This is a genomic window from Rhodococcus jostii RHA1 (assembly GCF_000014565.1).
GTDB lineage: Bacteria > Actinomycetota > Actinomycetes > Mycobacteriales > Mycobacteriaceae > Rhodococcus_F > Rhodococcus_F jostii_A.
On sequence record NC_008268.1, the window covers coordinates 923,684 to 946,757 of the forward strand.

Annotated in this window: 19 protein-coding genes; 12 read left to right on the forward strand and 7 right to left on the reverse strand. The window is 69.7% G+C overall.

Translation table 11 applies throughout. The features are described 5' to 3' along the window. Positions 1-161 precede the first annotated feature (161 nt). The 5 genes from RHA1_RS04160 to RHA1_RS04180 all read left to right on the forward strand — a co-directional run bounded on the left by RHA1_RS04160 (position 162) and on the right by RHA1_RS04180 (position 9,928). Positions 162-1,283: a helix-turn-helix domain-containing protein gene (locus tag RHA1_RS04160; RefSeq protein WP_011594092.1), complete on the forward strand. Its 1,122-nt coding sequence runs from the start codon at positions 162-164 to the stop codon at positions 1,281-1,283. A gap of 182 nt (positions 1,284-1,465) precedes the next feature. Continuing rightward, entirely contained in the window at positions 1,466-2,629 is a 1,164-nt protein-coding gene (locus RHA1_RS04165) for a hypothetical protein (protein WP_011594093.1), read from the forward strand. A gap of 302 nt (positions 2,630-2,931) precedes the next feature. Next, complete coding sequence (locus RHA1_RS04170) at positions 2,932-4,383, forward strand: TIGR02677 family protein (RefSeq protein WP_011594094.1); 1,452 nt, start codon at positions 2,932-2,934, stop codon at positions 4,381-4,383. Next, positions 4,380-5,774 carry a TIGR02678 family protein gene (locus RHA1_RS04175; RefSeq protein ID WP_011594095.1) on the forward strand — a complete coding sequence of 465 codons (1,395 nt, stop codon included), beginning with the start codon at positions 4,380-4,382 and terminating at the stop codon, positions 5,772-5,774. Before RHA1_RS04170 ends, RHA1_RS04175 begins: the two co-directional genes overlap by 4 nt. Beyond that, positions 5,771-9,928: a TIGR02680 family protein gene (locus RHA1_RS04180; protein WP_011594096.1), complete on the forward strand. Its 4,158-nt coding sequence runs from the start codon at positions 5,771-5,773 to the stop codon at positions 9,926-9,928. Before RHA1_RS04175 ends, RHA1_RS04180 begins: the two co-directional genes overlap by 4 nt. A 112-nt stretch (positions 9,929-10,040) precedes the next feature. Here the strand turns inward: RHA1_RS04180 and RHA1_RS04185 are convergent, their stop codons facing one another. The 6 genes from RHA1_RS04185 to RHA1_RS04210 form a co-directional block, all read right to left on the reverse strand. Then, on the reverse strand, positions 10,041-11,669 hold the full coding sequence (locus RHA1_RS04185) for a transposase (RefSeq protein WP_423816273.1): 1,629 nt from the start codon (positions 11,667-11,669) through the stop codon (positions 10,041-10,043). Positions 11,670-11,759: 90 nt separating this feature from the next. After that, a complete protein-coding gene (mshC, locus tag RHA1_RS04190; RefSeq protein WP_011594098.1) occupies positions 11,760-13,007 on the reverse strand; it encodes a cysteine--1-D-myo-inosityl 2-amino-2-deoxy-alpha-D-glucopyranoside ligase in 1,248 nt (415 codons plus the stop codon). A gap of 73 nt (positions 13,008-13,080) precedes the next feature. Further along, positions 13,081-13,884, reverse strand: a complete 804-nt coding sequence (locus tag RHA1_RS04195; protein WP_011594099.1) for an Rv2133c family protein — start codon at positions 13,882-13,884, stop codon at positions 13,081-13,083. Between the two features lie 3 nt (positions 13,885-13,887). Beyond that, positions 13,888-14,481, reverse strand: coding sequence for an Rv2134c family protein (locus tag RHA1_RS04200; protein WP_005243068.1), 594 nt, complete (start codon positions 14,479-14,481; stop codon positions 13,888-13,890). A 272-nt stretch (positions 14,482-14,753) separates the two neighbouring features. Beyond that, complete coding sequence (locus tag RHA1_RS04205) at positions 14,754-15,452, reverse strand: histidine phosphatase family protein (protein ID WP_011594100.1); 699 nt, start codon at positions 15,450-15,452, stop codon at positions 14,754-14,756. Positions 15,453-15,492: 40 nt separating this feature from the next. Then, positions 15,493-16,338 carry an undecaprenyl-diphosphate phosphatase gene (locus tag RHA1_RS04210; protein ID WP_009473554.1) on the reverse strand — a complete coding sequence of 282 codons (846 nt, stop codon included), beginning with the start codon at positions 16,336-16,338 and terminating at the stop codon, positions 15,493-15,495. 234 nt (positions 16,339-16,572) lie between these two features. Between RHA1_RS04210 and RHA1_RS04215 the strand changes: the two genes are divergently transcribed. The 5 genes from RHA1_RS04215 to RHA1_RS04235 all read left to right on the forward strand — a co-directional run bounded on the left by RHA1_RS04215 (position 16,573) and on the right by RHA1_RS04235 (position 21,269). Further along, positions 16,573-17,502, forward strand: coding sequence for an aldo/keto reductase (locus RHA1_RS04215; RefSeq protein WP_009473556.1), 930 nt, complete (start codon positions 16,573-16,575; stop codon positions 17,500-17,502). A gap of 98 nt (positions 17,503-17,600) precedes the next feature. Beyond that, the gene (locus RHA1_RS04220; RefSeq protein ID WP_011594102.1) at positions 17,601-18,287 is read left to right on the forward strand and encodes a biliverdin-producing heme oxygenase; all 687 of its coding nucleotides are present in this window, start codon (positions 17,601-17,603) and stop codon (positions 18,285-18,287) included. Further along, entirely contained in the window at positions 18,284-19,324 is a 1,041-nt protein-coding gene (locus RHA1_RS04225) for a heme/hemin ABC transporter substrate-binding protein (RefSeq protein WP_041811072.1), read from the forward strand. The genes RHA1_RS04220 and RHA1_RS04225 overlap by 4 nt, the downstream gene beginning before the upstream one ends. Then, positions 19,321-20,394, forward strand: a complete 1,074-nt coding sequence (locus tag RHA1_RS04230; protein ID WP_009473559.1) for a FecCD family ABC transporter permease — start codon at positions 19,321-19,323, stop codon at positions 20,392-20,394. Before RHA1_RS04225 ends, RHA1_RS04230 begins: the two co-directional genes overlap by 4 nt. Beyond that, a complete protein-coding gene (locus RHA1_RS04235) occupies positions 20,391-21,269 on the forward strand; it encodes a heme ABC transporter ATP-binding protein (RefSeq protein WP_011594104.1) in 879 nt (292 codons plus the stop codon). The genes RHA1_RS04230 and RHA1_RS04235 overlap by 4 nt, the downstream gene beginning before the upstream one ends. A gap of 10 nt (positions 21,270-21,279) precedes the next feature. On the opposite strand, the gene RHA1_RS04240 is transcribed toward RHA1_RS04235, so the two are convergent. After that, positions 21,280-21,633: a hypothetical protein gene (locus RHA1_RS04240; protein WP_011594105.1), complete on the reverse strand. Its 354-nt coding sequence runs from the start codon at positions 21,631-21,633 to the stop codon at positions 21,280-21,282. Positions 21,634-21,817: 184 nt separating this feature from the next. Between RHA1_RS04240 and RHA1_RS04245 the strand changes: the two genes are divergently transcribed. After that, entirely contained in the window at positions 21,818-22,828 is a 1,011-nt protein-coding gene (locus RHA1_RS04245; protein WP_011594106.1) for an NHL repeat-containing protein, read from the forward strand. After that, positions 22,829-23,068 (forward strand): DUF5703 family protein, encoded by a 240-nt coding sequence (locus RHA1_RS04250; protein WP_009473563.1) that lies wholly within the window; start codon positions 22,829-22,831, stop codon positions 23,066-23,068. The last annotated feature ends 6 nt before the right edge of the window (positions 23,069-23,074 follow it).

A 23,074-nucleotide genomic window follows, 5' to 3' on the forward strand; every position in this document is an offset into this window, starting at 1 on the left:
GGAGTGGAACTCCCTCACGCCGTCCGTGCCTGCGGCAACCGGCTCACCTGGAAGTGGTGAGTTGCGGCGGGATCGGACCCCTCGGCGAGGCTCGGAACCTTGCCGAGATCATTCGGTGTATTTTGCGGTTCCGTCTCGGACCGATTCAGTAGACTGACGATGTGCCGAATCAGGAAAACGCCGAATTCGCAGGCAGCGAGCCGAAGGTGCCGTTCCCCAAGCCGGAACGCGACATCGATCTCTACCGCCGGGCGATCGCCACCCTCCAGGCCGCCCTCCCCCACGGCTGGACGTTGACGTCCGGAAAGTCCCGCTCCCTCGCCGACGCACCGGAACGGTTGCTGGTCGGCGCACCCAACGGCGAGGTGGCGTCCTTCTCCGTCATCCCCGCCCGGGGGGTGCTCGCCGGGGACGCCGCCCGGTTCGCCGACGGATTGTCCGGATCCGATCGCGGATTCGTTTGCGCCCGTTACCTTTCCGAGCCGGTTCGCCGTCAACTCGACGCCAGGGGTCTCTCCTACGCCGATGCGACGGGCAACACCTCCCTGGCGGCGGACCGGCCTGCGATCTGGGTGCGCGACCGCGGCGCGGACGCCGACCCGTGGCGTGGCCCCGGCCGTCCGGCCGCCCAGCTGACCGGCGATCCCGCCGCCCGGGTCGTGCGCGCCCTCGCCGATCATTCGGGTCAGCTGACGGTTCCCGAACTCGTCCGACTGTCCGGCGCGTCCACCGGCGCGACCTATCGGGTGGTGGAAACCCTGGAGGAACGCGATCTGCTCGAACGACTCCCCCGTGGCCCCATCACCAGCGTCCGGTGGCAGCAGATGCTGCGCGCCTGGAGCAGTGACTCGAGTTTCAAGGACTGCCCCACCGTCGGCTACTTCGCACCCGAGGGAGTGCAGTCGTTCGTCGCGAAACTCGGAAAGGTCTCCGGCCACCTCTACGCGGTGACCGGCTCACTCGCCGCGGCGGCGTTCGTCGAATACGCGCCGGCGCATCAGGTCCAGATCTACGCCGACCACGGCGAAGCGCTGGCCGGCGCACTCGAGCTACGCCCCGTCGATCAGGGTGCCAACGTCCTCGTCGCCACGCCCCGATCGGCTGCGGTCTTCGAGCGCACCCTGTTCCGCGACAACGTTCGTCTGGTCGCCCCGGCCCAGGCCTTCGCGGATCTTCTCGCCGGCACCGGTCGTCATCCGCAGGAGGCGGAGCACCTCCTCGACTGGATGACCGAGAACGTGACCGAGTGGAGAACAACCCTCGGCGCACCGACCGTTACCTGACCGATCACTCGCCGCGGGCGAAAACGCCCGAGTGTGCGCAACACGACCACGCCACGCCGCGCGTGATGGCGCGCACAAGCGTGCTCGGGTAGCAGGATGTACATCTTGTGGCCTCACCGAGTGAGTCGGAACGGGCCTGACGGAAGTCGCGATCCGTTCGCAAAACGAATAGGGGTACTTGCATGTCCATGGGAGTCGGGCTCAGGATCGGCAGTGTCGTGTCCACCGCGGTGGTGGCGTCGAACGATCCAGGATCCCCGGATCCGGTCGTCATCGTCCGGGACACCGTCCTGCACATGTGCCCGGACGGCACCGCAATTCTCGGCGGGTCGTCGCCACACACGATCGGCGACATCCACACCGTGTCGGGGTTCCTTCCCCGCGTCGGCGACCCGGCCGGTGTCGCGGTCGGCGACGGATCGCGGTACCGCGCCGAAGACCTGGTCGCGGGTGCGATGCGGTGCCTGCTCCGGGAGTGCGAACCTCTCCCCGACCACGGCGGCCGGACCGGCGGCGCCCCCGACATCATGGCCGCCTACCCCACCCGCTGGGACTCGGCCGCCGTCGCGGCGCTCCGCGACGCCCTGGACTACGCCGACATGTCCTACCTGTCCCTCGTCTCGGACGCCGAAGCCGCCGCAGCCTGGTTCGAATCCGAGATCGCGGAGCGTCCCGGGCAGCTGGTCGGCATCTATCACGTCGACGACACGGGCGCGACCGTCGCGCTGATCCGCTCGGGCGTCGAGGCAGGCAAGGCGTTTCGCTTCTCCTCGGGGGGTTCTCCCACGGCCCAGATCGCCACCGCGCTCGGGGCGTTCGGCTGGCTGCCCAGCAACCTCGATGCCGTGGTCGTCACGGGCGACGGCCTGATCGCGCGGGACTCCGCGGCCATTCACGGGTTCGCGAACACCGTCGGTGAGAAGTTCGGTGTGCGCTGTGTCGTCGGCCCGGGTCCCGAGCAGACCGCAGCGCTCGGTGCCGCCATCCGCGCCGCTGGATTCAACCCGACCACTCACAGGGTCACCCCGATCGGGCTGCCGCCGTCGTACGACGTCACCGAGGTGATCGACGCCGTAGTGGGCGAGCCGGTGCCCTCGACCTCGACAACCGCGAGCCGGCCGGCGACGCGCACGCACAACCCCGCGTCGGCCGCGGCGGTGGGCGCCTCCCCTGCCCGGGTGTCGGGCGGAACGGCGGTTGCGACACCGCCGGAACCTCGCGCGGTCGCGCAGTCCGGCGACGAATCCACCGCCGACTCGACGTCCCGGGCGTCCTGGCTGGTCGCCGCAGCAGTCGGACTGGCTCTCGTGCTGGTGGCGATCGTCTTCGTGCTGTTCGTCCTCTGAATGCCTGCCTCCCGGCATCGGTGCAGCGGTGGGGTGAGGCAGTCGAATCGCGACGATGGAACATCGGTGACGCGGGGTGGTTGGTACGCGACCGAGCACCTGAATTCGGTAAATTATGGAGTTCCGTCAGGTTCCGATTCAGATTGCACCGGTGGTGGTGCACGTCGGCACGGCGTTCGCTCGACGGCTGGGCGACCGCATAACCTGTCACGGTGAGTGAATCAGGCAGCGATCCCGGTCGGTCCCCCTCGGGGCTGCGCGCAGCGCGCCCGGCGGTTGCTCCCCCACTCCGGGACGACCGGTTGAAACTGTTCGCCTTCACCACGGCGGAGAAGCGCGCGGAGTACCTGTGGGTGCTGCGGGCCTTCGACCACGCCCGCGCCAACTACGTCGTCCTGCTCCACGCCGGCGACGTCGCCCGCATTCTGGACGGTCTCGCGGTCGGCGATCCGGCCGGACAACTCGGCGCCGGCGACGTCACCCCCCTGCTCGAGCAACTGCACGTCTGGGAAGTGCTCGAACGCAGCTACGACGGAACCCGCGCCGCGACGCTGGCCGAATACCGGAACCGGCACTTCGTCTATCAGTTCAGCCAGGCCGGCTACCAGGTGTTCCGAGCCGTCGAGGACGCGCTGGCGGCCCGACTCGACGACGCGTCGCTGTCCCGGCTGGCGCTGCCCGACCTCCTCGCCGACATGAACGACCTGGCCGCCGCCAACCGCGCGGCCGACAACGACCTCGTGTACCGGAAACTCAACCGTCTCGACGCGACGCTGTCGGACATGGCCGGACGCGCCGCCCAGTTCTACCTGACCCTCGGCGACCTCGTCCGCACCACGGAGATCACGCCCGAGACGTTCATGTCCCACAAGGACGCTCTCCTCACGCACATGCGCGAGTTCAGCTCCGACCTCTCGCGCTATGCACCGAAACTCGCGGCGGCCATCGCGCTCGTGGAAGACACCGGCGTCGAGACGATGGTGGCGCGGGCCGCCGCCAGCGACGAGCGGGTGTTCCTCTGCATCGAAGAGCGCGAAGCCGATTGGCGCGCGCGGTGGGCGGGATTGACGCATTGGTTCGTCGGGAGCGAGGCCGGTCTCAGCGAGTCGGAACGCCTCCGCGAGGGCACGATGAGCGCCATCGCCGCCGTCCTGTCGCTGCTGCGCCGCGTCACCGAGACCCGCAAGGGCGGTGTCAGCAGGGAGAGCCAATTACGCCACCTCGCAGGCTGGTTCGCCGCCACTCCGACCGAGGACGCCGCGCATGCACTGTTCCAGGCCGTGTTCGACCTCGGGCGTCCGCGCCACCTGTCGATGGTGCATCCGGACGCCGACATCATTCCCGACACGCGGTCGTGGTGGGAGGCCCAGCCCGTGGAGATCTCCCGCACGCTCGCCGAGACGGGACGTCCCCCGTCTCCAGGCCTGCCCGCACGGGTGCACCGCAACGAGGGCAGCGTGCGCCGCCTGCGGGAGGAACAGCTGACCGCGCAACGACTTCGCGCCGCCGCCGCCCAGTCGCTGGCCCGGGGCGGGGTCTACGAGCGGGAACTCGACGAGGCCGAAACCGACGTGCTGCTGAGTCTGCTCAACGCCGCGCTGACGGCGCGGGTTCCGGTCAGCGGCCGTGTGAAGAGCAGCACAGGATCGGAGAACGGCGTGAAGCTCACCCTCAGCCCGCACAGCGAATCGACGGTGGTGCGCACCGCCCGAGGACGTCTGCACCTCGACGGACTGCAGGTGAGCGTTCGGTGAAGGCACGGGAGATCTCGCCGCTCGCCCTCGATTCGTATCAGCGCGCCGCCCGCGTCATTCTGTCGAATCACCTGGTGACACAGACCTATCCGGATCGCATCGCACTCCCCCTGCTCCGCCGGTGGGCCACCGAATTACGCGACGATCTGATGACGCTCTTCGGGTACCGACTCGAAGTCACGGAGACGACCGCCCGGCTGTTCACGGTGAGCGACCGACTCGACGCCGGGACCCCGGCCAAGACGGCCACCGACCGCACGTTCGACCGGTACCGCTACGCCTACCTCGCGTTGGCGTTGGCCGCGCTCGGCCGCGCCGGAAACCAGATCACCCTGTCCGAGCTCGCCGATCACGTGGCCGCCGACGCCGCCCAGGTCGACGGTGTGGACCTGTCCACGGAACGCGCGTCCGACCGGGATGCGTTCGTCGACGCCGTCGGCTGGCTCGCCGCCCGCGGCGCGATCGCCCTCGCCGACGGCGACGCGGGCGGCTGGGCCGCCAATCCCGATGCGGGAGAGGCGCTCTACGACATCGACAGGTCCGTCGTCATCGCCCTGTTCCGGCCGCCGCGCGCACTGCAGCACCTCCGGTCCATCCGCGGACTGCTCGCCGGTGCGGACGCGGTGACCGAGGACGACACCTCCGAGTTCGGGACCGCCCGGCCGGTCGACGTGAAGGAGACCGCGCGGCAGGTCCGGCGTGCTCTCGTCGAACGGCCCGTGGTCTACGCCGCCGACCTCGACGATGACGAGCTGATGCAACTCGCACTCCCCCGCACCGCAGCCGATGTCGAGTTGCTCACCGGACTGGTCGCGGAGCGGCGTGAGGAGGGTGTCGCGATGATCGACTCCTCCGGACGTCTGTCCGACGTCCGGTTCCCCGGGACGGGAACGGTCGCGCAGGTCGCGCTCCTGCTCGCCGGCGAGATCGCCGATCGCGTACTGGATCCGGACGCTCCGGAGACGGCCCGGATGCCGCTGCCGCGGGCCCGGTTCGACGACCTGATCGAACAGGTCGACAGCGCCATTCCCCAGTCCGGGATCTTCGACAGCCTCGCCGGCCACGACGGATTCGAACCCGCAGACCCCGCCCCCGAAGACCGGCTGTTCCCGGTCATCGAGGACGACTGGATCGCCGGCACCGTCCGGACACTGACCGAACGGTTCGGGCGCACGTTCGCCGCCGGCTGGCAGGCAGACCCGGACGGTCTGGGACGCGCGGCGCTGGCGCTGCTCGAGCGGTTACGCCTCACCGCGGCCGTGCCGGGTGGCGTGCTCGCACTCCCGGCACTCGCCCGCTACCGGGGTGTGGTGGTCACGATCCGCGACCGCACACCCGAGATCGACCTGTTCCAGAGCTCAGCGAACGACAGCGAGGAAGTCACAGCATGACGAGTGCGCGTTTCCGGCCCACCCGCGCCGGGATCATCAACCTCTGGGACTACCGCGATCAGGAGTTCTCCTTCGCCGACGGTCGCCTCGTTCTCCGCGGTCCCAACGGTTCCGGCAAGACGAAGGCCCTCGAAGTGCTGTTCCCGTTCGTCTTCGACGGCCGGATCGAACCCCGGCGGCTCAATCCGTTCGCCGGCGAGGAACGCACCATGAAGTCGAACCTGCTGTACCGCGGGCAGGAGAGCGCGTACTCGTACGTCTGGATGGAGTTCTGCCGCGGCGCGAAGGACGACCCCGAGGCCGTCACCGTGGGCATCGGCATGCGCGCCACCCGCACCAACGACAAGGTCACACGCTGGTACTTCGTTGCCGACGGTCGCGTCGGCGTCGACTTCTCCCTACTCGGCAGCGACGACCGTCCGCTCACGAAAAAGCAACTGGGCGAACAGATCGGCACCGACTCCATCACCGACCGGCCGCTCGACTACCGCGCCGCCATCGACGCCCGGATGTTCGGGCTCGGCGTCCAGCGCTACGACCAGCTGATCAACCTCATCCTCACGCTCCGGCGGCCCCAGCTCGCGAAGAACCTCGACCCCAAGGGACTGTCGCAGGCACTCACCGACGGTCTGCGACCGCTCGACGAGCAACTGGTCCTCGAGGCGGCACGCTCGTTCAGCGACATGGAGGAGGTCGGCCGGGCGCTCGAGGGGCTGGCCGCGGCGGACCAGGCGGCACAGAGCTTCGTCGGCGTGTACGCGAAATACCTTCGCCAGCAGGCGCGTACGGACGTCGACCACCTCGCGACCCGTCTGGAGGCCGTCCGATCCGGTATCGCCGCTCTCCATGGGGCGGCAGCGGACCGGGCGCGCAGCCAGGAGAGCCGAGCGGCCGCCGAAGAACGCTTCACCGCCGCCGAACGCGCACTCGACCAGGCCAATGCCACCCTGGACGCACTGAAGCGGTCGACGGCGTACGAAGGGCGGACACAACTCGACGACCTCGCGCAGGCCGTCTCGACGCTCGAGAAGTCGACCGAACTGCAGGCCGAGAAGGCACGCAAGGCGAAGGTGACCCTCGAACAGCGATCCGAGGAGCACGACAAGGCCGGTGACGCCGTCGCCCGCGCCGTCGAGGCGCTCACCCATGCCGAAGACGAGCTTCACCTCGCCGCCGAGGACGCGGGAATCACCTGGACCGCACTCCCCGAGAACGCGCGCACCGACCAGCTGACCGCGGCGCTGCGCGGGCACACCGAAGAACGCGACGGCGACATCCGCGCGGTCCGGGCCGCACTCGCCACCGTCGAGAGGGCGGTCACCGAACGGACCAGGGCCGACGAGGCGGCACGCCGAGGCCAGGAGCAACTCGACACCGCGACGGTCGCCGTTCTCGAGGCCGAGACCGCGGTCGAATCGGCCCGCAGCCGCTGCGCCGGCGAACTCCGATCCTGGTGGACGGAACAGTCGGCCCTCTACGCCGAGATCGACGCGCCCGCTTCACTGTTCGACGTCCTGGACGCCGCCCTCGGCCGGATCGGCGACGACGACACCGCCACCCTGTCGGAGACGCTGACCGAACAGACGACGGACGCCGTCGACGCGCTCCGGTTGCGTCGTCAGCAGTACGACCGCGACGCCGCCGCCGCCGAGGAGGTGATCGCCGCACACGAATCCGCTCGCGCGGCCATCGAATCCGAGCACGACGACGCCCCGCCGCTCTCGACCGCCCGGCAGGACGCCCGGTCCCGGCTGACCGGTGCACCGCTGTGGCGTCTGGTCCGCTTCGCCGACAGTGTCGACGCTGCCGCGGCGGCAGGAATCGAGGCCGCACTGCAGGCCGCGAATCTCCTCGACGGCTGGGTGCCCGTCGACGACGCACTCCCCGATGTCGAATCCGAACAGTTCCTCGTGGCCCTTCCGGCCGGGGATCGGCCCACCGGCACGACCCTCGCGGACGTTCTCGAGGTCGAACAGGACACGGGCGTTCCCAACGATCGCGTGCGCGGGATCCTCGAATCCATCGCCCTCGAATCCCTCGACCTGTCCGAAGGTCCGGTCGGTGTCGCCGAAGATGGTGCGTACCGGCAGGGAATCCAGCGGGGACGCCACACGAAATCGGACGCGGAGTACATCGGAACCACCGCACGGGCCCGCAGGCGCGCCGTCCGTATCGCCGAACTCGACAGGATCCTCGAGGAAACCCGGGCGACCCTCGACGAAGCCCGGGCGTCCGCGGATGCGGCGGCGGCGCTGCTGTCGCGGACCACCGCGGCGGCGCAGGCCCTGCCCCGCACCGGATCGATCCTCACGGCGCTGAAGAAGGTCACCGAATCCGCAGGCGCACTCCGCAGCCGCTCCGACACGGCGACAGCGGTCGGTCGCGAACTCGACCAGGCCATCGCCGACCTGTCCGCGAAGGAGAAGCAGCTCCGGGCCACTGCGTCCACGCACCGGACTCCCCACGTCGCCCGCGAGATCGACTCGCTCGCCGCGGCCGTCCGGCATTTCGAGAAGCAGGGCGAGATGGTGCAACGGTGCAGGCGCGAACACGCCAAGGAGATGGAGCACACCCGCGAGTCCGAGGACCGACTGCACGAGGCGCGCGGCAGCGCGGAGGAGTTCGCGGAAGAAGCTGCCATCGCCGAAGAGGTTCTCGCGCAACAGGTCCAACGCCTCGAGACGCTGCGCGACACGCTGGGATCGGGGGCCGAGCAGTTGGACCGCCAACTCGAGGAGGCGCACGCGCGGATCGAGGCGTGCAAGAAGGAGCAGCGCGACGCCCGCAAGGCGGACAAGGACGCGGGTGAGGCCATCGGTAAAGCCGAGGGCGCGTACAACACCGCCGTCCAGACGCTCCGGCTGGCGCTCACCGAAACGCACGCCGACGCCGCCCGCCTCGCGCCGTATGCCCGGCGCGACCTACTCGAACTCCTCGGCGTCGACGGCGGCCACACCTGGCCGGCGAGCTCGGCGGCGTGGATGAGTGCCGAACAGCTGGTGTATCGGATCCAGAACGCCGACGACGACACCCAGATCCTGCCGCCCGAAGTGGATGCCCTGTTCCGCGCACTGGACGGCGCCACCGAATCGGTGCGGGTCAGCGACTCGGCGCGCAAGTCGACGCGCACCGCGCTCACCACCGCGCTGCAGGACTTCGACGCACAATTGGCGGCCGCCGGCCAGGACTACCGGTTGCAGTGGGACGCCCCGGACGGCGTGACCGTGGTGCAGGTGCAGGACGACGAGGGGTACTCGTCGATCGGCGAGTTCGCCGCCCGCATCGCGTCCGCTCGCTCCGATCAGGAATTGCTGCTCACCGAATCCGAGCGTCGCATCCTGGAGGACGCGCTGCTCACGGGTCTCGCACAGCAGATCCACGAACGGACCGTCGACGCACGCGAACTCATCGCCCGGATGGGCACCGAGATGCGGGAGCGCCGGATGTCGTCCGGCAACACCATCGGCGTCCACTGGGTGCTCGCCGACAACCTCGACGACAGCGCGAAGGCGATCTCCAAACTTCTCGAGCGCGACATCTCGGCGCTGGGGCCGGACGAGCTCGCCACGATGCGCGCCCACTTCGCCCACCAGATCAGGACTGCCCGCGCCGCCCACCCGGAGCGTTCGTACCCGGAGATCCTGGCGTCCGCCCTCGACTACCGGCGGTGGCGGGTGTTCTCGTTCACCCTGATCAGCGGCAACGGCAACGAAGACCGGCTGACCGTCGCCCGGCACAGCGCGCTCTCCGGCGGCGAGCAGTCCGTCTCGCTGCACCTGCCGCTGTTCGCCGCAGCGCACGTCATGCTCGATTCCGCCGACCCCCATGCGCCGCGACTGCTGGCGCTGGACGAAGCGTTCGCCGGCGTCGACGACAACGGCCGGGCCGAACTGCTCGGCCTCAGCGTGCAATTCGACCTCGACCTGTTCATGACCGGGTTCGACCTGTGGATCACGTACGGCGGCGTGCCGGGGTGTGCGCACTACGATCTGGCGCACTCGACAGCCGAGCAGAGCGTCAGCGCCACGCTGCTCGTGTGGTCGGATGGCGAACTACTCGCCGAACACGACGGCACCGACCTGGCGCAGGCGCTCGGTTCGCCCCTCCGCAGGCGCGTCCCGACGCCCGCGGAGGGTGCCCTCGAGTTCGCCTGACCCGTGAGTACTTGTTAACCGCGGGGGGGCTGTTGCGGAATTGAGTGAGGGCGGTCCGGGTGCGGGTGTCTCGTGCCGCGGTGGGTGCCGGTGCGGGGTGGCCCCCGCCGGGTCAGGGGGTGGCCGGGAGCGGGGTGCCTCCGGTCAGGTGGGTGAGGATCTTGCCCAGGTTGTGCACGGTGGCGTGGAACGCCCATTCGCTGCGGGCGCGGTCGAGGCCGCGGCTGGTGAAGCGGCGGAATCCGAGGTTGTGTTTGGCGTGCCCGAACACGGTTTCGGCGATGGGTGAGCGTTTGCGGTAGGTGGCGATACCGGCCTCGGTGCGCAGCCGGCGGGTCATGGCCTGGATCGGATCCGCTTGCGGCGGTGGCGGTCCGGTGACCGGATCAGCGGTGGCGGCGGCCTCGAGGTGACGGGATTTGCCGGTGGCGATCAACCGGTCCGGGCCCGGCGCGGTGAGGTTCTCGCGGGAGCAGTAGCCGGCGTCGAAGAGCATCACCCCGATCAGCTCCTCCGGGCTCGTGCCGGTCGGTTCCTTCCCACGTCGGGTGGCGTCGATCAGGTGCGCGGCCGCCCCGGCCTTGTCGACCATCTCGGGGAAATAGTCGTAGTCCGCCGGGCCGGTCCCGACCCCGGTGGCCAGGATCAACCCGTCCTCGCTGGTGAAGGCCTGGCAGTTGTAGCCCTGCACCCAGCCGCCGCCGCGCAGCGGCTGCAACCGCGAGTCGGGGTCGGTGGTGTTGCGGCGCCGCTGCCCGGCGGCAGCGGCGCGCTCACCCTGCTTGCGCAGGGCGGTGTCGAGTTCGGTGCGCCGACGCCGCACCAGGTGGTGCTCGTCGACCGGCTTCGGAACGAACCCGCCCCCGCCCCCGGCCGCGGTGCGCCCCCGGAACCGCTCGATCACCGCCTGCTGGGCGGCGACCGCCTCGGCCAGACGCCGCTCGGCGGCGGCGACCTCGGCCCCGACCGGCACCCGGCCCATCACCGTCTGGCCCGCGTCGAGCCGGGCCAGATAGTCCTGTGCTTTCCCCTCCCGCTCGCACTGTTCGGCGTCCTTCTCCGCGTCGAGCTGGGCCAATGCCTCGGCGATCCGGGCCGAGCGGGTGCTGGGATCGGCCAACTCCGCCGGCACCTGTCCCGGGCCCGAATCGTCCTCGCCGTAGAGGTCGTCCTCGGCGTCATCGGTGGCGGCGTGCGCGGCCACCGCGGCGGCGGCGATCCGCGCGGCCTCGGCCTCGGCTGCCCGGCGCAGCCCGTCCTCGGTGCGGTTGGCGTCCTTCGATGCGTTCGAGGCGATCTTCACCCCGTCCAACGCGATCGTCTCGAGTCGGCCCAGACCCAACCGTGCGGCCAGGATCAGGACCTGCGTGAACAGGGCCTCGCAGGCGGTGTGGTTGTCCTTGCGGAACCGTGAGATCGTCACGTGATCGGGGGTGTCGCCGGCGCAGATCACCCGGTAGGACACCACCTCCGAGCAGGCCCGCTCGATCTGCCGCGACGACCGCACCCCCCGCGACCACGCCCAGATCAGCAGGGTCACCAGCATGTCCGGGTCGTACCCGGCGCGCCCGGCACCCCCGGTGCGGCGAGAGCCGTGAAAGGCGCTGGTGTCGAGATGGGTGTCGACGATCTCGATCACCGTCCACACCGGATGCGTGGGCGGCACCCACTCCCGCATGTCCGGCGGCAACAAAAACTGCTGATCACGATTCACCGGTCGATACCCCTTGGCCACCAACACATTATCCAAGAAACATCAGGTCGGGGCGCCGCGGCACGCGGACACCCCGACCCGGAAATTTGAAACAGCCCCCGGGCGGTTAACAAGTACTCACGGGCGCCGGAGGCGCACACCGAGGAGGGCGTCCACGGCGGCGGCGAATTCGCTCGGCGCGTTCGTGTCGGAGCCACCGTGGTCGAGGGCGCGACGGGCCCAGCCGTCGAGGGCGTCGAGCGCCTTCGGGGTGTCGAGATCGTCCGCGAGATGCTGGCGCAGCCGGGCGATCGTGTCGGTGGCAGACGGCGCCGACTCGAGTGCGGCGGCGTCCTTCCACAGCTGCAGCCGGGTGTGGGCGTCGGCGAGAAGCTGCTCGGTCCAGGGGCGGTCCTGCCGGTAGTGCCCGGACAGCAGTCCGAGGCGGATGGCGGCCGGGTCGACTCCCTCGCCGCGCAGCTTCGACACGAACACGAGGTTGCCGCGGCTCTTCGACATCTTCTCGCCGTCGAGACCGATCATGCCGGTGTGCACGTAGTGGCGGGCGAAGCGACGGTCGCCCGTGGCCGACTCGGCGTGCGCCGCGGAGTACTCGTGGTGCGGGAAGATCAGGTCGCTGCCGCCGCCCTGCACGTCGAAACCCGAACCGATGCGGTTGAGGGCGATGGCCGAACACTCGATGTGCCAGCCGGGACGCCCGGGACCGAACGGAGACGGCCATGACGGCTCGCCCGGGCGGACCGCACGCCACACCAGGGCGTCGAGGGGATCCTCCTTGCCGGGGCGGTCGGGGTCGCCGCCGCGCTCGGCGAAGAACTTGTCCATCGTCTCGCGGTCGTAGCCGGACTCGTACCCGAACTGCTCGGTCGCGTTGGCACGGAAGTACACGTCGGGGAATTCGGGGTCGTCGACGACGTAGGCGGCGCCGGACGCGACGAACTTCTCGACCATCTCGATCACTTCGCCGATCGACTCCACCGCGCCGATGTAGTCGCGCGGGGGCAGCACCCGCAGGGCTTCCATGTCTTCGCGGAACAGCGCCGTCTCGCGCATGCCGAGGACCACCCAGTCCTCGCCGTCGCGGTTGGCGCGCTCGAACAGCGGGTCGTCGACGTCGGTGACGTTCTGGACGTAGTGCACGTCGTGCCCGGCGTCACGCCAGATCCGGTTCACCAGATCGAACGTCAGGTACGTGGCCGCGTGACCGAGGTGGGTGGCGTCGTAGGGGGTGATACCGCACACGTACATCGTGGCCGTGCGTCCGGGAGTGACGGGACGTACCTGCCGGTCAGCGGTGTCGAACAACCGCAGCGGAGGCCCCTGGCCTGGAACGGACGGGACAGCGGTTTCGGACCAAGACTGCATGAGAGCGAGCCTAGTGGACCCGCATTTCCGCCTCGGAGGGAGCCGCCGCCCCCACGGGCGCCGAACGGCTCCGTCAGAACGCGGGCCACGGAATCGGCCGGTGACCGTTCGGCCGGGGCATCACCGGCGCCGCGAGGAGGTCCACGGAACGCTCGTACAGCGCGGCGACCTCGCCGGACGTGATGTGCTCGCCCAGTCGCGCACCGAAGTCGCCCTCGAGCGAGGAGATCAGTTCCGCGATGTCGACGACGAGGGCGCCCGGCACCTCCGTCCCGGCCCACCCCCACAACACGGTCCGCAGCTTGTTCTCCGTGTGCAGGCAGATGCCGTGGTCGACGCCGTAAACGGAACCGTCGAGCCCCTCGAGTGCGTGGCCGCCCTTGCGGTCGGCGTTGTTGATCAGCACGTCGAGGACCGCCATCCGCTGCAGCCGCGGGTCGTCGGCGTGGATGAGCGCGACCGGTTCGCCGTCCATGTCGGTGGCGCGCAGGATCTCGAACCACCCCTCCGGGACGGCGTCGGGAGCGCAGATGTCGACCAGGTCGAGACCGCCGGTGTCGTCGGCGTGCCGGTCGGGGGTGTCGACCCACCGCTGCACCATGCCCGGGCCGAACGGACCGTCCCGCAGGAGAGTGCGGGGAATCACACCCCACCCGAGCTGTTCGGACACGAGATACGACGCGTATTCACGTCCGGCGAGCGTGCCGTCCGGGAAGTCCCACAATGGACGCTCCCCGCGGACGGGCTTGTACACGCAGCGGACGGTGTTCTCACCCTCGACTGCGTCGCACACGAGGGTGGCGTTACTGGCGTGGGTGATCTGGCCGATGAGGGTCAGCTCGCCGGACTCCAGAGGATCGGACTCCTCGGCAGGCACCCGTCAGTCCTCCTCGTCCATCTCCGGGGTGAGGCCGAAGCTCTGGCCGCGGCGGTACCCGTTGGTCCGGATGCAGATGTGCCCTTCCGGGGCCAGTGGCTCACCGCACAGTGGGCACGGCGCGCGCCCGGCGGCGATGACCCGTTCGGAGCGCAACGAGAAGTCCCGCGCCTGCAACGGGGTGAGGAAGACGCGCACGGCGTCCGGTCCGTCCTCGGAGTCGTCGAGAACGACGGACTCGTCGAACTCCGTCTCACTGACGGCGAGCAGTTCCACCACGACGGCTCCGGCGTCCGCGTCCCAGCCCAGGCCCATCGTGCCGACCCGGAACTCGGCGTCGATCGGGGTGACGAGGGGGCTCGCGTCGTCGAGTTCGGCCCCCTCCGGGGGAACCTCCGTCCCGAACCGGCGGTGCACTTCCTCGAGGAGGAGCCCCATCCGGTCGGCCAGTACCTGCACCTGCTGTTTCTCCAGCAGGACGCTGATCACTCGCGCCTCGTGTACGGCCTGGAGGTAGAACGACCTGTCGCCGGGCTCACCCACCGTCCCGGCAATGAATCGGTCAGGAGTGCGGAATACGTGAATTGCGCGTGACATTGCACCTCCTTCAGCTGGAGCCGGGCCCTACTGCGGCGCTGCCCACTCGTTGTTCCGTCTCGGACTGTTCCTCGCAGCATGTTGCGTTCATTATCCGTCAATCGTCACCGGCGGGGTCCGCCTAATCGTCACCGGCGGGGTCCGCCTAATCGTCACCGGCGGGGTCCGCCTAATCGTCACCGGCGGGGTCCGCCTAATCGTCACCGGCGGGGTCCGCCTAATCGTCACCGGCGGGGTCCGCCTAATCGTCACCGGCGGGGTCCGCCTAATACTCACAGCCGGACCTCCCCGCCGGGCACCGATCCGGATACTTCGGCGCGGGCCCCGTCTCCGGAGACGGGTGGCGTGTTGACTCCGGACAGATCGGCTCCGGTGTCGTTCATCTTCAGCACGTACGGACGGGTGGAGGTGTACCGGACGACGCTGATCGAGGCCGGCTCGGCGACGATCCGCTGGAATCCGTCGAGGTGCGCGCCGAGGGCGTCGGCGAGGACCGACTTGATGACGTCGCCGTGTGAGCACGCCACCCACACGACGTCTCGGCCGTGCAGTTCGGCGAGCCGCGCATCGTGCTCCCGGACCGCGGCGACGGCCCGGGCCTGGACCTGCGCCAGCCCTTCTCCTCCCGGGAACACTGCGGCGGACGCGTGCTGCTGCACGATCTTCCACAGCGGCTCCTCGAGCAGGACCTTCAGCTCACGACCGGTCCACTCGCCGTAGTCGACCTCGACCAGCCGATGTTCCACCACCGGGGTCAGGCCCCGGGCCCGGGCGAGCGGCTCCACGGTCTGCTCGCACCGCACGAGCGGCGAGTGCACGATCTCCTCGATCGCAACGTCCGCGAGCCGGGACACGATGGCCTGCGCCTGCTCGCGGCCGCGGTCGTCGAGTTCGACTCCCGGTGACCGGCCGGCAAGCGTGTGTGCGGTGTTCGAGGTCGACCGCCCGTGGCGCAGCAGCACAACTGTCATTGGCCCAGCCTAGTGTCGTGCACTCCCCGGCCGCCCGATCTCAGGTGGCCGACACGACGCCGGTCGCGAGAAGCGACAGGACGACCACGCCGAGGATGATGCGGTAGCCGACGAACCAGTACATCGAGTGGTCGACGACGAACCGCAGCAGCCACGCGATCGACGCGTAGCCGATGGCGAACGCGATGACAGTGGCGACGAGGAGCTGCGGGCCGCTCGCGTTGAGGCCTTCACCGGCCGGTTCGAATGCGTCGGGCAGGCTGAACAGCCCGGACGCGACGACCGCGGGGATGGCGAGGAGGAACGAATAGCGCGCGGCGGCTTCGCGGGTGAGTCCGAGGAAGAGTCCGGCACTGATCGTGCCGCCCGACCGGGATACGCCCGGGATCAGGGCGAGCGCCTGCGCCGAACCCATGATGATGCCGTCCTTGGCGCGCAGGTCCTCGACGGGACGCACCTTCCGCCCGTAGTACTCGGCCGCCGCGATGACCAACGCGAACACGATCAGCATGGTGGCGATCAGCCACAGGTTGCGGGCGCCCGTGCGGATCTGGTCCTTGAAGAGGAAACCGAGGACACCCACCGGGATCGTGCCGATGATCACATACCAGCCCATCCGGTAATCGAGGTCACCGCGATGCTCGGGGTGGAACAGTCCCCGGAACCACCCGGCGATGATCCGTCCGATGTCGCGGGCGAAGTAGATGAGCACCGCGGCTTCGGTGCCGAGCTGGGTGACGGCGGTGAAGGACGCACCGGCGTCGTCACCGAAGAAGACCTCCGACACGATCCGGAGATGGCCGGACGAGGAGATCGGCAGGAACTCGGTCAATCCCTGGACCGTACCGAGGACAATCGCCTGGAGCCAGGACATCGCCTCGCCCATCACTCACCGGTCCCGAGGTCGAATGTGCCGCTCTGACGCCAATTTCCCATGTCGCGTTCGTAATTCACCGGCGCCACGGTACCGGGGAGGGCGACCTCCGGCAGAATCCGGCGTGGCAGGACCCCTGCCCCGCGATACCCCACTACTCTGCACCTGTGGTGACCGGTCCCGGGGGGCACCAGCATCTTCGGGGGCGACGCCGGGTTGCAGCTACGGTACGAGACGCAGGCGGTTATGGAACAGAGATCGGTCGGAGCAAGCGGGCTACGAGTGTCACGACTCGGCCTGGGCACGCTCACGTGGGGTCGGGACACCGACGGCGACGAGGCCGCGGCGCAGATCGCGGCGTTCGTCGATGCGGGCGGAACGCTCGTCGACACCTCGCCCGCGTACGGCGACGGTGTGGCGCAGCGGATCCTGGCGGAACTGCTCGACGACGTGGTGCCGCGAACGGAACTCGTCCTGAGCTCGAGTTCCGGGATCAACCCGTCGGGTCCCTCACGGATCGACTGCTCGCGACGCGGTCTCGTCGCCCAGCTCGACGCCACCCTGCGCGAACTCGGCACCGACTACCTGGACATGTGGCAGGTCGCCACCTGGGATCCGTTCACGCCGGTCGACGAGGTCGCCGCCACACTCGATTTCGCGGTGGCGAGCGGCCGGGTCCGGTACGTCGGGGCGCGGGGTTACCTCGGGTGGCAGCTGGCCACCGCGGCAGGGGCGTCCCGCGGCACCACGCTCGTCGCCACCCAGGTGGAGTACTCGCTGCTCGCCCGGGGAGTCGAGGAAGAACTCGTTCCGGCCGCGGCGCATCACGGTATCGGTGTGTTCGCTGCGGTGCCACTCGCCCGCGGGGTCCTGACCGGCAAATACCGCAACGGGATCCCCGTCGATTCCCGCGGTGCCGACGACGCGCACGCGCAGGACGTCCAGAGTTACCTCGGCGACTCCTCCGTCCGGGTGGTCGACGCGGTCGTGACCGCGGCCGACGGGCTCGGCACGTCCCCGCTGGCCGTCGCGCTCGCGTGGGCGCGCGATCGTCCGGGTGTCGCGAGCGCGGTCGTCGGGGCGAGGGACATCGCACAGCTGACCGGAGTGCTCGTCGCCGAGGAGCTGGAGTTGCCCGCCGCGATCGCAGCGGCGCTCGACGACGTCAGCGCCTAGCGTGTGCAGGAGCAGGCAGACGTGCACCTGCAGTTCACGTGCAGGGCAGGCTAACCTGGTGCCCACCGGCCGACGCCCGTAGATCTGCAGGAGAGTCCATGACCACGCTGAACGAGGCCGACGCGGCCGATCGCCGAACCGTCGGCTTCGCCGAGCGCATCAAGGCCGGGACGGACGCCGCTCACCGGGAGACGGAGCAGTCCCGCTTCGTCGGGGCCCTCCTCGCCGGTGAACTCACCTCGGACGGCTACGCCGAACTGCTCGCGCAGACGTACCTCGTCTACCGCGAACTCGAGGACGCCGGGCGCACCCACACCGGCAACCCCGTCGCGTCGCCGTTTCTCCACGACGAACTGCTGCGGGTTCCGTCACTGGAAGCGGATCTCGAGTTCCTGCGCGGGCCGTCGTGGCGCGAGACGGTGTCCGCGCTGCCCGCCACCACCCGCTACGTGGAGCGGCTCCGCGAGGTGGCGTACGAATGGCCCGCCGGTTTCGTTGCGCACCACTACATCCGGTACATGGGAGATCTGTCCGGTGGGCAGATCATCCGGCGCATGCTCGAACGCGCGTACGGGTACACCACCGACGGTCTGCAGTTCTACATCTTCGACGAGATCCCGAAACCGAAGGTGTTCAAGGACACCTACCGCGCGAAACTCGACGCCGCGCCCCTGACTCCGGAGGAACAGCAGCGGGTGATCGACGAGGTCAACCTCGCCTACCGGCTCAACGGCGACCTGTTCGCCGCCCTCGAAGCGGACATCGACCGGTACCTCGCACGATGAGATCGGTGTTCCGGACCCGCACGGACAGGTCGCTGTTCGCCGTTCTCGTCCTGCTTCTCGTGTCCGCGGTAGCGGTGACGGCGTGCACATCCGGCGCCGGTGACAGCGCAGGCGGCACCGGCGGTGCGCGCACGGCGGTCCTCGACGACCTGAATCCCGAACCCCTCGAGTCCCCCGCCACACCGGTGCTGCCCGTCACGGTCCGCAGTTTCGACGGGGTGGACGTGACGATCACGGACGCGAGCCGGATCGTGACCGCGGACCGCTATGGAACGCTCACCGAGACGGTCTTCGCACTCGGACTCGGCGACAACGTGGTGGGCCGGGACATCGCCTCCGAGTTCCCGGCCGCGCAGGACGTGCCGGTGGTGACACCGGGCGGGCAGTCCCTCAACGCCGAGGCCATCCTCGACCTGGCGCCGACGGTGATCCTCACCGACACCAGCATCGGCCCGCAGGCCGTGCAGGATCAGCTGCGGGCAGCCGGTATTCCGGTCGTCTTCTTCGATCCGACGCGGACCCTGGAGGGCGTGCCCGATCAGATCACGGCGGTGGCGAATGCGCTCGGCGTGCCCGAGCAGGGTCGCGAACTCGCGGCCCGCACCGAGAGTGAGATCGCGGCCGCCCGGAGTCGCGCGCCCCAGGGCGACGATCCCCTGAAGATCGCGTTCCTCTATCTGCGCGGCACCGCGATCACCATGATCGGCGGCCCCGGGTCGGGCGCCGACTCGCTGATCGACGCACTCGGCGCAGTCGACGCCGGCACCGCATCGGGCATCACGCAGCAGTTCGCGCCGATCACCAGCGAGGCTCTGATCGCCGCCGCTCCCGACGTCCTCCTGATGATGACGGGCGGGCTCGAATCGATCGGCGGCATCGAGGGACTCGAGAAGATCCCCGGGGTGGCGCAGACTCCGGCGGGCAAGAACCAGCGCGTCGTCGACATGCAGGACGGGGTGCTGCTCAGCTTCGGCCCCAACACGGGGCGTGTACTCGGCGCGCTGGCCGACGCCGTCTACCCGACCGACAATCCATGACCGTCGAAGACCTCCACGCTCCGGGTAAGCCCTCCTCACGCACTCGAACCGGTGCCGTCCTCGGCGGTCTGCTGATCGCCCTTGCTGTCGCCGCCGTCCTGTCGGCCTGCATCGGACAGGTGCCGACCGGACCCGGAGAGGTTCTCGGCAGCATCCTGCACCGCGTCGGATTGGATCTCGGGCCGATGCCTGCGCATCCCAGCGGTGAGGTGACGCTGTGGGAGGTCCGGTTCCCGCGCGTGGTCCTCGCCATCCTGGTCGGGGCGGCGCTCGGATGCGCGGGAGCGCTGCTGCAGGGTGTGTTCGCCAACCCGCTCGCCGAACCCGGCGTCATCGGGGTGTCGGCAGGAGCCGCGGTCGGCGCCAGCGCCGCCATCGTGGTCGGCGGCGCGTTCGCGGCCGGGTGGACGGTGGCCGCGGCCGCCTTCGTCGCCGGACTGATCACCACCGTCGCCGTGTACGTCCTCGCCCGGCACGAGGGCCGCACCGAGGTGGTCACCCTCGTCCTCACCGGTGTGGCGGTCAACGCGTTCGCCGGCGGCCTCATCGCCTTCTTCACGTTCGTCGCGTCCCCCGCGGCGCGCGATCAGATCGTGTTCTGGCAACTGGGCAGCCTCAACGGGGCCACCTGGAACGCGGTCGCGGTGGTGGCGCCGATGACCGTCGCCGGGATCGCCGCCACGATGATGATCGCCGGGAAACTCGACCTGCTGTCTCTCGGCGAGAGCGCGGCCCGGCACCTCGGCCTCGACGTCGAGCGGCTACGTCAGATCGCCGTGCTGATCGTCGCCCTGCTCGTCTCGTCCAGCGTGGCCTTCACCGGCATCATCCTGTTCGTGGGCTTGGTGGTCCCGCACCTGATGCGCATCGCCGTCGGGCCGGGCCACCGGGCCCTGATCCCGGCGAGCGCGCTGTGCGGTTCGCTCGTGCTGCTCCTCGCCGACCTGGGCGCCCGGTCGCTCGTGGCGAACGCGGACCTCCCGCTCGGCATGCTGACGGCCCTGGTCGGCGGGCCGTTCTTCTTCTGGTTGCTGCGCCGCACCCGGGCCAGTCAGGGCGGGTGGGCATGAGTCCGGCATTCCACCCGCTCCGCACCCGGGTCGGCGAGGCCATCGAGCAGAGCCTGTTCCGACGGACCGACCCGGTGCCCCCGCCGCGCCCGTCGGGGGCGGTGACGCTGCGGGCGGACGGCATCGCGGTCACCCGCGGGGGCAGGCCCGTGCTCGACGACGTGTCCGTGGACGTGCGGATCGGCGAGGTCCTCGTTCTCGTCGGCCCCAACGGGGCGGGCAAGTCGACGCTCCTCGCGGCGCTGTCGGGCGATCAGGACGTGCACACGGGAACCGTGCACCTCGACGACCGGGACCTCGGCGAGTGGACGGCACTCGAGATGGCCCAGCGCCGGGCGGTCCTTCCCCAGCAGAACACGGTCGGATTCTCGTTCACCGCACGTCAGGTGATCACGATGGGCCGCTCACCGTGGGCACGCACCCCCCGCTCCGACGACGACGCCGTCGCGATCGCCGAGGCCATGCGGATCTGCGACGTCGTGGCGTTCGCCGACCGGCCGTTCACCGCGCTGTCGGGTGGCGAACGTGCCCGGGTAGCTCTGGCGCGGGTGCTGGCGCAGCGCACCGAGACGATCCTGCTCGACGAGCCCACCGCCGCCCTCGACCTCGGGCACCAGGAGACCGTGATGCGTCTCGCCCGCTCCCGCGCGGAGCAGGGCACCGCGGTGGTGGTCGTCCTCCACGACCTCGCGCTCGCCGCCGCGTACGCGGACCGGATCGTGGTCCTCGAGCAGGGACGTGTCGCCGCGAACGGCCCTCCCGCCGACGTCTTGTCCGAGGAATTGCTGACCCGGGTGTACGGGCACCCCGTCGAGGTCATCGAGCACCCGGTGACCGGTGCGACCCTCGTCCTCCCCCGCCGCGATCAGCGCTAGACCGCGGGGGTCACAACCCGTCGATGACGGCCCCGAGACGGCTGAGTACCGCACGGACGGTGATCCCGTCCTCCGGTCCTGCCAGGTGGGAATCGGGATCGGACACGGCATCTCTCACGACGGCGACGATGCTGCGTTCATCGGTCAGGTCGATCTCCCGGACCGAGCGTCGCGCAGACGCCACGATGTCGTCCGGAGCCGGGACCTCGGTTTCCACGTCGGCGCGGTAGACCTCGACGTGCATCGTGCTTTTGCGCACCCGGAATGCGTAGGAGTTACCTTCTGCGGTCCGGCCGAAGCCGTGTGCGTGCGGTCCTACCGTGACGTCTTCGACGGTGAACGTCGGTGTTTCGGGTATTTCCACGGTCTTCTCCTCGATGACCTGGGCCGGCGATCGGGAGACCGCCGGGCGCGGGGTCGATGTTTCTCACGGTATCGCCTCGGCACCCGCTCGGCACCGACCGCATTCGTGGGCGTTTCGCCGATCAGGGATGCTTGTGGGCAGTTGTACAGGTGTAGGTCGATGAGAGAACCCCGAGGAGCAGCACATGGGTAGACCGGGAGCGCGCGTCGTCGCCTCGTGTATCGGAGTGGCATTTCTAGTGGTCACGGGCTGTTCTTCGAACTCCGACGACGATCAGGCGATCACCATTGCGCCCGCGAGTGCCGCGCAGTCGCCGGCTCAGAACACCACGCCTGCCGGTGTCGTCCACCCTGTCGGTCTGCCGATCGAGTCCACCACCTTCGACCCCGAGACCCGCACGACCGTCGTACTGGGAGGCGAAGGCAACCAGATCCTGCTGTTCCCGGCCGGCGATTTCGCGGCGGCTGCGCGGGTGATTCCGTTGGACGCCACCGTCGCGCAGGTCTCCCTCGCCCCCGGTGGTGTGGCGCTGCTCGCCATGAACACCCAGGTAGGACGCCTGGACCTGCGCACCGGCGAGGTGACGTTCGTCCCCGCCGACGGCGACGTCCGGTCGGTGGCCCAACTGCCCGACGGACGGCTGGCGATGGGCCTGGGCAATGGCGAGATTCACATCGTCAACACCGAGACGAACGAGTCACAGGTGATCGGCGGTCTCACGTCCGTCGACGGACTTGCCGTCGTCGGCGACTCGCTCACCGCTCTCGACCGAGGGCAGACGTCCGTCACCGCCATCGACGTCCCCGGTGCCGCGCTCGGAGTCGCGCTGCGCGCCGGTGAAGGCGCGACTCAGCTCACGACCGATCACTACGGACGAATCCTCGTCACCGACACCACCGGCGACGAACTGCTCGCCTACACCACCGACACACTGATGCTCCGCCAGCGGTTCCCCGCCGGGCTCGCGCCGTACGCCGTCGCCTACGACGACACCGCCGACCGCGCGTGGGTCACGCTGACCGAGACCAACGAAGTGGTCGGATTCGACCTGTCGAGTGGTGTCGGCGTGGAAACGGCGCGGTATCCCACCGTCCGGCAGCCGAACTCTGTCACTGTGGATACCGTGAACGGTGACCTCCTGATCGGTTCCGCGACGGGAGACGGCCTACAGCAGATCCCGACGAGGAGTTCGTAGATGGCATCGCATTCACGTCGACTCCCCTCCGGGTGGGAGATCGAATCCGAGGACTACGAGTACGTGCCGCTTCGGCTGCCACCCGACGTCACCCGCATCAGCGCTTCGATGAGGTTGGCCATCCAGGCGGAATTCGGTGGCTGGGAGCTGTCCCGGGTCCGCCTGTACTCCGACGGAAGTCGCCGTGTGCTGCTCAAACGAAGGAAGACCGCTCACCATGTCCCCGACCCCGCAATCTAGGGAGAC

Excerpts from the sequence above, each read along its gene's own strand:
- RHA1_RS04165 (WP_011594093.1), top strand. The coding sequence starts at position 1,466 with ATGTCCATGGGAGTCGGGCTCAGGATCGGCAGTGTCGTGTCCACCGCG.
- RHA1_RS04180 (WP_011594096.1), top strand. The coding sequence starts at position 5,771 with ATGACGAGTGCGCGTTTCCGGCCCACCCGCGCCGGGATCATCAACCTC.
- mshC (WP_011594098.1), bottom strand. The coding sequence starts at position 13,007 with ATGCAGTCTTGGTCCGAAACCGCTGTCCCGTCCGTTCCAGGCCAGGGG.
- RHA1_RS04200 (WP_005243068.1), bottom strand. The coding sequence starts at position 14,481 with ATGTCACGCGCAATTCACGTATTCCGCACTCCTGACCGATTCATTGCC.
- RHA1_RS04205 (WP_011594100.1), bottom strand. The coding sequence starts at position 15,452 with ATGACAGTTGTGCTGCTGCGCCACGGGCGGTCGACCTCGAACACCGCA.
- RHA1_RS04210 (WP_009473554.1), bottom strand. The coding sequence starts at position 16,338 with ATGGGCGAGGCGATGTCCTGGCTCCAGGCGATTGTCCTCGGTACGGTC.
- RHA1_RS04215 (WP_009473556.1), top strand. The coding sequence starts at position 16,573 with ATGGAACAGAGATCGGTCGGAGCAAGCGGGCTACGAGTGTCACGACTC.
- RHA1_RS04220 (WP_011594102.1), top strand. The coding sequence starts at position 17,601 with ATGACCACGCTGAACGAGGCCGACGCGGCCGATCGCCGAACCGTCGGC.
- RHA1_RS04225 (WP_041811072.1), top strand. The coding sequence starts at position 18,284 with ATGAGATCGGTGTTCCGGACCCGCACGGACAGGTCGCTGTTCGCCGTT.
- RHA1_RS04230 (WP_009473559.1), top strand. The coding sequence starts at position 19,321 with ATGACCGTCGAAGACCTCCACGCTCCGGGTAAGCCCTCCTCACGCACT.
- RHA1_RS04235 (WP_011594104.1), top strand. The coding sequence starts at position 20,391 with ATGAGTCCGGCATTCCACCCGCTCCGCACCCGGGTCGGCGAGGCCATC.
- RHA1_RS04245 (WP_011594106.1), top strand. The coding sequence starts at position 21,818 with ATGGGTAGACCGGGAGCGCGCGTCGTCGCCTCGTGTATCGGAGTGGCA.
- RHA1_RS04250 (WP_009473563.1), top strand. The coding sequence starts at position 22,829 with ATGGCATCGCATTCACGTCGACTCCCCTCCGGGTGGGAGATCGAATCC.